This window comes from Brochothrix sp. (genome assembly GCF_017549435.1).
GTDB lineage: Bacteria > Bacillota > Bacilli > Lactobacillales > Listeriaceae > Brochothrix > Brochothrix thermosphacta.
The window spans coordinates 1-7,022 of the sequence record NZ_JAFYUW010000143.1; the positions used below are offsets into that span (position 1 = coordinate 1).

8 protein-coding genes are annotated in these 7,022 nt (G+C 36.3%); 2 read left to right on the plus strand and 6 right to left on the minus strand.

Annotated elements, in window-relative coordinates; all coding sequences use genetic code 11:
• The first annotated feature begins 796 nt into the window (after positions 1-796).
• Both IKV95_RS09520 and IKV95_RS09525 read left to right on the plus strand, forming a co-directional pair.
• Positions 797-2,890, plus strand: coding sequence for a bacteriocin-associated integral membrane family protein (locus IKV95_RS09520; protein ID WP_029092569.1), 2,094 nt, complete (start codon positions 797-799; stop codon positions 2,888-2,890).
• Positions 2,887-3,522, plus strand: a complete 636-nt coding sequence (locus tag IKV95_RS09525; protein WP_036027749.1) for an ABC transporter ATP-binding protein — start codon at positions 2,887-2,889, stop codon at positions 3,520-3,522. The genes IKV95_RS09520 and IKV95_RS09525 overlap by 4 nt, the downstream gene beginning before the upstream one ends.
• Positions 3,523-3,825: 303 nt before the next feature.
• Here the strand turns inward: IKV95_RS09525 and deoD are convergent, their stop codons facing one another.
• The 6 genes from deoD to IKV95_RS09555 form a co-directional block, all read right to left on the minus strand.
• Positions 3,826-4,533, minus strand: a complete 708-nt coding sequence (gene deoD / locus IKV95_RS09530) for a purine-nucleoside phosphorylase (RefSeq protein ID WP_029092570.1) — start codon at positions 4,531-4,533, stop codon at positions 3,826-3,828.
• A 24-nt stretch (positions 4,534-4,557) separates the two neighbouring features.
• Positions 4,558-4,791: a YozE family protein gene (locus tag IKV95_RS09535; protein ID WP_029092571.1), complete on the minus strand. Its 234-nt coding sequence runs from the start codon at positions 4,789-4,791 to the stop codon at positions 4,558-4,560.
• A gap of 16 nt (positions 4,792-4,807) precedes the next feature.
• A complete protein-coding gene (gene msrB, locus IKV95_RS09540) occupies positions 4,808-5,245 on the minus strand; it encodes a peptide-methionine (R)-S-oxide reductase MsrB (RefSeq protein ID WP_029092572.1) in 438 nt (145 codons plus the stop codon).
• A 2-nt stretch (positions 5,246-5,247) separates the two neighbouring features.
• A complete protein-coding gene (gene msrA, locus IKV95_RS09545) occupies positions 5,248-5,781 on the minus strand; it encodes a peptide-methionine (S)-S-oxide reductase MsrA (RefSeq protein ID WP_029092573.1) in 534 nt (177 codons plus the stop codon).
• Between the two features lie 18 nt (positions 5,782-5,799).
• Positions 5,800-6,399, minus strand: coding sequence for a YpmS family protein (locus tag IKV95_RS09550; protein WP_029092574.1), 600 nt, complete (start codon positions 6,397-6,399; stop codon positions 5,800-5,802).
• A 13-nt stretch (positions 6,400-6,412) separates the two neighbouring features.
• Positions 6,413-7,022: GDSL-type esterase/lipase family protein (locus IKV95_RS09555; RefSeq protein ID WP_287451726.1), on the minus strand; the 610-nt coding region annotated here is incomplete at its 5' end.

Genomic DNA, 7,022 nt, shown 5'->3' on the forward strand with positions numbered 1-7,022 from the left:
CCCTTGTTTAAGATAAATTTAGTTTAACGCTGAAAAACGAAAGATAGTGTTAAGAAAATAGCCCCCCGTGTTAAGAAAACGTTAAGACTGCTGTTATCGTAGCGGATTTATCCGCTTACGAGAACAGTATGGGTGCTGACATTGTGCGAATTTATGAGCTTACAAAGACAGTATGGGACGGAAATTGCGATAGCAATTGAGTACCAAACCTTATGTTAATGCCTTGAGAGTACCAATCCTTCAAGAAATTGAGTACCAAACCTTATGTTAATGCCTTGAGAGTTCCTTCCCTCTATCTTTTTCAGTTCCAAAAAAGCTTTTATCGACACTTAATTCCCTTTACATTGTACTCAGATTCTATTTACTGTATACTTGACACAATCATAAGAAAAGGAGGATTTCAAATAAATAAAAAAATAAATCATCCTCATCGTAGTCATCTTTATCGCAACTTCTCTCGCAACAACCGCCTATGCTACAAGTGAAACTGGGCAAGCTTATACGACAGAAAAAATAGTAGCAGTAACCATTCATTAACTCGAAAAATCGTTAAGGTGGGTGGCGACACTTTCAGGTACATGGTGCAATGGTCAATTTGGGGGCAAGCTAGGCAAAAAAGCGAATATGACCACAATAAAAAACAACATCGAACAACTTCGATGATGAATAGCAAGAGTATACGCTCTGATTGGAAAAATCCAAAAATCACAGCAACAGCTAAAACGCCTTGGTATTGGAGCTATTCTTCAAATAATTCGTATTGGCTACTCGATAACCTCTGAAAGGTGTGTTACGTATGAAAAAGGCTTTTATTTTAAGTTTTTTCACGATTGCCTTGTTATTATTTTTTTCCACAAAACTTTTTTTAACAACACACCAATTCCAAACATATAACGCTATCAAAAAAGAAAGTGCCTATACCGTCACAGTAGCTGATGACGCAGATGTTCAAACTGCTAACGATTGGACAGCAAAAATGATAACAAGCAGTCAAACCTATCATTTTAATATCTACAAAGAATCAGTAAGTTCAATAACGAATCAACTGATGGTATACGCCCAGTTAAACCATCATAAACAAAAAATCACTGCTGGCCTCGATTTGAAACCCTTCGGTAATGAACAGTACACAAATAAAAAACATGTCTATTCAGAATTCAATCAACTACTCCTTTCCCCTCTCACCTCCCTAAAGAATACGGAACTAAAAAGTGGCAATTACGTTATTCAGTTAAGTAAACAATCGCCTCATATTTCTGTAATAATAAAAGACCTCTCAAATAAAACGGGCGTTAACATCGCACTAGATAAGCAATCCGAGGTATCTCATCCACAAGTGCTCTTTTCTAAAATAATAATTTTTCTTAGTATCTTCATCACAAGCGGGATTTTAATGTTCATCATTGTCAGCGATTATTATATTAAATATCGCCAAAACAGCATTAAACTTATGGTCGGTTATCGCCATATTACGTTACTGAGTGACATTATCAAACGCCAATTGCCTTATGCATTGATGATTCCATTGATTACTTTCAGTCTCGCAAGCTACTATTACTTTATAAACGCTATTAAACCTGCTTTTAACATCGCCATATTTGCGACATTACTTGGTTTAACCGTGTTATTACTGACTTATTTATTAATCGCCAGTTTTCTAATTTTTTATCCCCTCAACTCACGCTCATCAAAAGGCGAATCGCCACAAAAAAAACTCGTCGTCCTCTTACTCGCTGTCAAAATCATTTTAAGTATCTTTTTACTATTTACACTTCAGTTCAGCGGCCAAAAAATCTATTATTTCATTGTCGAACAAGCACAAACGCAACGCGCACTCAAAGCAGTTGAACATCGCTTTTATTTACCTTTACTATCCGACGTGTCCTCCACGGATGATAACGCTCAATTAGATAATTTAGTACGTACCAACCACTTATTCAATGACTACTACAATCATGGGATGTTACTATTTCGACTTGAGGATGATACCGAACATAAATTATTAGATGATGAGTATAATCCTGGACATGAAAAATTTGAAAATAATGTTCTGTTGATTTCGCCTGATTACTTGAAGTTAAATCCCCTATATGATATTAATGGCACTGAAATTAAAATTAACAACCATGAAAAAACATTAATTACACTTGTTCCGACAACTTACTATGCTTTATTACCGGAAATTAAATCCTATATTGAAAAAGAACATAATTTTCAAAATAATGAAGTTGGAAAAAATTTCGGTTTAAAAGCAACGCCGCAAAAAGTTAAATTCCGCTACATTGAGATACGCGATAACCAAGCCCTGCTCACTCTCTTACCCCATCAACGTCCGCTTAAAAATCCACTCATAAAGGTATTAACACAAAATAATGTCGATAAGAATTTATCAGCCTATGCTGATAGTATTAGTGGTCGCGCAGATACATTTTTTATCGGGAACACTCAAACATCAATGAGCGCTATTAAAAACATTGTTGAAAAAAATCAGTTACAAAAAACTTATCCCGAAATTATCCCGGCTCAAATTTTTTTGAAAGAGCGCTTCACTGATCATAATTTAGTAATTTCTTTATTTCTCACCATTATTATTATCACGCTGAGTTTATACTTGCTGTTAACGTTATCTTTTATACACAATTATCTGTTGTTAAACATCCAAAAAGCACAGGTACTTCTACAAGCAGGTTATCCAATTACTCGTATCTACTGCTTGCTTTTCTTGATCGGTTGTAGCCCTTGGTTGCTATTAACGGCTTACAATTTAATTATTACGCAACGTTCGGTGAACACAGGCCTCTTTACACTAATCGGCTTTATCGAATTTACAATCCTTTATGTGTGTTTATATCGCATTAAATACAAGTTATTGAAAGGAAGTCTCTTATGAAAGTAACGATGGACAAACTCACTAAACAATTTGATGACAATTATCTGTTTGAACAGCTTAATTTAACGATTTCAGCAGGGGAATTTGTTGCAATTAAGGGAAAAAGCGGCTCTGGTAAAACAACCTTACTCAATTGTTTAGCGCTGATTGAACCTGCTAGTAATGGTAAAATCTACTTCGATGAAAAGGATGTCACACGCTTACAGTGGTATAAAAAAAGTCGCTTGTACCGTAGAGAAATTAGTTTTATCGTACAAAATTTCGGATTGATGGAAAATGAAACGGTACGCGACAATTTAAATATTGCGCTTAAGTATGAAAAATTATCAAAAAAAGAAATTCAAATACGTTGTAAAGCAGCCTTAATTGCCGTTAATTTAGATGCCACCCTGTTAACTGAATCAATTTTTCGTTTAAGTGGTGGCGAACAACAACGCGTTGCGATTGCCCGCTGCTTACTTCGCCAACCACGCTTACTCTTTGCCGATGAACCAGTGGCTGCGCTTGATAATGAAAACGCGACAGCCATAATGATGCTCTTAAAAAAGATTAATGCTTCTGGTTGTACAATTATTATGGTGACACATGACAATCATTTTGATGACTATTACGACAGCATCATCACGATTTAAGAGTACTAACAACATATGGTTATCTATGTAAATTTGCTTCTTAACCATTTGTTTTAACGAACCTCTTTTGAAAAAGAAATATCTCCATCTATAATTCCAGATGAATTTAAGATATTACTAGAAGTAGTAAAGGACCTGTTCAAGTCCACTTATAAATATGTCACAAACAACTTTATAGAATATTTGAAAATGTCTCTCATTATTTCGCAAAAAAATTGGCTTCACTGACAGCTCACTAATACCCTAAAATATAGAACCAAAAAAAACAGCCACAAATGGGCTGCTTTTTTCTGTTGCTTCTATTTAAAATTCGATTGCTGTATCCAAAGCAATTTTCATCATATCAACGAATGTTGTTTGACGTTCTTCAGCTGTTGTATCTTCATCTAAGAAGATATGATCGCTAACTGTTAATATAGCTAACGCGCGGCATTTGTATTGTGCTGCTAATGTATATAAAGCTGCAGCTTCCATTTCAATACCTAACACACCATAATCAGCTAATTGTTGTTTATCCAATTGTTGATTATAAAAACGATCTGCTGAAAAAACATTACCTACACGTACACTTAAACCTGCTTCCGTCGCTTTTTGATAAGCAGTGTGTAACAAGTCAAAGTCTGCGATTGGCGTATAGTCAACACCATGTGAGAATGTGTTACGGTTAATTTGTGCGTCTGTTGAAGCAGCTTGTGCAATAACAACATCACGTACATGTACGTCTGTTGATAAAGCACCCATTGTACCAACACGAATTAGATTTTTAACGCCATATTCCATCATTAACTCATTAGCATAGATTGAAATCGAAGGAATCCCCATACCTGTTCCTTGAACAGAGATGCGTTTACCTTTATAAGTTCCTGTATAACCAAACATATTACGGACTGCATTATATTGAACAACGTCCTCTAAAAATGTATCCGCGATATATTTTGCTCGTAATGGATCTCCCGGTAATAAAATTGTTTCTGCTATTTCACCTTTTTTTGCTTCGATATGAATACTCATTGTTTGACTACCTCCAATTTTTAATTAGCGACGATTTTTATCTTCGTCTAATAGATACTGATCCCATAAATCATCAAACAAGCTCAGCGAGTCAATATAATCAACTTGCGTTTCCAAATAGTCACTCACTTTATGATAATTTTTTTCTTGTTTAGGAAAACCATGATCGCGATAGGCAGAATTTGCAAACGCTGTTGCATCATCTTTTTTGAATGGATCGCGATAGGTCATTAAATAATGATAAAACGTTCGTGCCATACTATTGCCCCAATCTTTACTCGAAATACTTGATATAGTCGGAATAACCTTTTTCTGCAAGCTCTGTTACTGGAACAAATTTTAATGCGGCACCATTAATGCAGTAACGCAAACCACCTGTTTTTTGTGGTCCATCTGGGAAAACATGACCTAAATGTGAATCAGCAGTTGTTGAACGTACTTCGACACGGCGCATGCCTAGTGTATCATCTGTGTGTTCGGCAACTTCTGTTTGGTTGATTGGTTTTGTAAAGCTCGGCCAACCACATCCCGCATCATATTGATCTCTAGAAGAGAATAATGCTTCTCCTGAAACAATATCGACGTAGATACCTTCTTGGTGATTATCATTGTACTCATGGGTAAACGGTCTTTCTGTTCCGGCATTTTGAGTTACATCCAATTGCAACGGTGTTAACTCTTTTAGACGAGCTGCTTTTTTATTAACATCCATCATTAACCCTCCCAATTTTCGCGAATAAAACCTGCACGACCACTACCTTCATGTGAACGTTCATAGTGGACGGGATTTTTTTTGTAAAATGCTTGATGGTAATCTTCTGCTGGATAGAAAGCGACAGCTGGCAAGATTTCCGTAACGATATCTTTGCTAAAACGACGGCTTTCTTGCAATGCCTGTTTCGATGCTTCGGCAGCTGCTTGTTGTTCGGGAGAATGGAAAAAAATAGCTGGGCGATAGCTATCACCGCGGTCAGCGAATTGCCCCATTGCATCTGTTGGATCCGTTTGTTGCCAATAAACAGTCAGTAATTGTTCATAGCTAAAAATAGTAGGATCAAATGTTATTTGGACCGCTTCTGTATGCCCTGTTGTATGTGAACATACTTGCTCGTATGTTGGATTTTCAACGTGACCCCCTGTATAACCAGAAACGACCGTTTTGATGCCCTGTTGTGATTCAAATGGTTCGACCATACACCAGAAACATCCCCCTGCAAATGTTGCGACTTCTAATTGTTCTTTTGTCATTTGCGTATCCCCCTTTATTTATTTCGTTGGTAGTAATAATGTTATTGTAATACGTTCCTCGTCTAATGCAAAGGAATCGATCGCTAAACGCGGAAAAGTTTTTGATTCAATTTCATCAAGCGCTAAATAGACTTGCTTTTTGTTACTTTGAACATGAACCCAGTTAGGGAAATCAAAATTTTTCTTAACTGCACTCATAACCAATTTTACTGGTAATTTCACTTTTCCTAACGTCATGCTCTCTTGATGAAGAATAACATTTCCAGCTGAATCTAATTCAGGTTTGAAAGTTAACTTAAGATCAACGTTTTGATTAAGAAATTCAAAATTGGTTTTAAATGAAATGCTATCACCTTCGGCAGTCACTCGATACTGTGAACTATCTTTTGTATTGGCACTTAGATAACCAGCAATTACCTTATTAAGATCATCAGGTGAAAAATACATTGTTACCTTAGGTGTGTTTTGTGGCAGTGGCTCTTTTAATGGTTTAGAGCCTGAACTATCCGTTATTTGAATGAAAATGATAATCGTCGGGATGATAATCATCGCTAATAACAGTATCGTTGTCCACTTCCAAATGTTAAGCTTTTTTGTTGTTTTTGTTTCTCGTGACATGTTCATTCCGCCCTTACTTATCTTCTATTTTATCATATAGTTTTTTCGCCATTAACGCATAACCCTCATCATTTGGATGAAATTGGTCTTTTGGTGAAATGAAAGTTGCGCCTGCTTTATGAAATTCACTTGCAATCGGGACAAACTCAGCATGCTCTTTTTTAGTTATCGATGCTAAAGCGTTGTTCCATGTTGTTAGTATTTCATCAGCCTCTTCATTATCACCCAATATTTGTGTGAATGGATTATAGATACCGAATACATAGACTTTTGCCTTGTTATTCTCTTTGTGAATCGTATCTAAAATGGCTTTCATTTCTTTTTTGTAAGTCGTCAACGCTGCTTCAAAACTACTTGCATTTGTTCGCAGCATAGTAAGACGTACAACTGCCATTAAATCATTACCGCCAGCTGTGATGGTCACAATATCGGCCTTTTTAACCGCTTGCTGTATGTCTTTTTGTTCGACTAATCGTCGATGAATTTGAGTAGATGTATTACCAGTAACACCAAAATTAGAAGTGGTTACCTCATCAATCGTCTCTAAACGTTCCAATCGCGTTTTTAGGCGTGTCACATAGTCGTTTGCTTCACTTGATCCCACACCATAAGTTAACGAATCG

Coding starts and splice junctions, on each gene's coding strand:
- msrA (WP_029092573.1), bottom strand. CDS start 5,781: ATGACAAAAGAACAATTAGAAGTCGCAACATTTGCAGGGGGATGTTTC.
- IKV95_RS09525 (WP_036027749.1), top strand. CDS start 2,887: ATGAAAGTAACGATGGACAAACTCACTAAACAATTTGATGACAATTAT.
- IKV95_RS09535 (WP_029092571.1), bottom strand. CDS start 4,791: ATGGCACGAACGTTTTATCATTATTTAATGACCTATCGCGATCCATTC.
- deoD (WP_029092570.1), bottom strand. CDS start 4,533: ATGAGTATTCATATCGAAGCAAAAAAAGGTGAAATAGCAGAAACAATT.
- IKV95_RS09520 (WP_029092569.1), top strand. CDS start 797: ATGAAAAAGGCTTTTATTTTAAGTTTTTTCACGATTGCCTTGTTATTA.
- msrB (WP_029092572.1), bottom strand. CDS start 5,245: ATGGATGTTAATAAAAAAGCAGCTCGTCTAAAAGAGTTAACACCGTTG.
- IKV95_RS09550 (WP_029092574.1), bottom strand. CDS start 6,399: ATGTCACGAGAAACAAAAACAACAAAAAAGCTTAACATTTGGAAGTGG.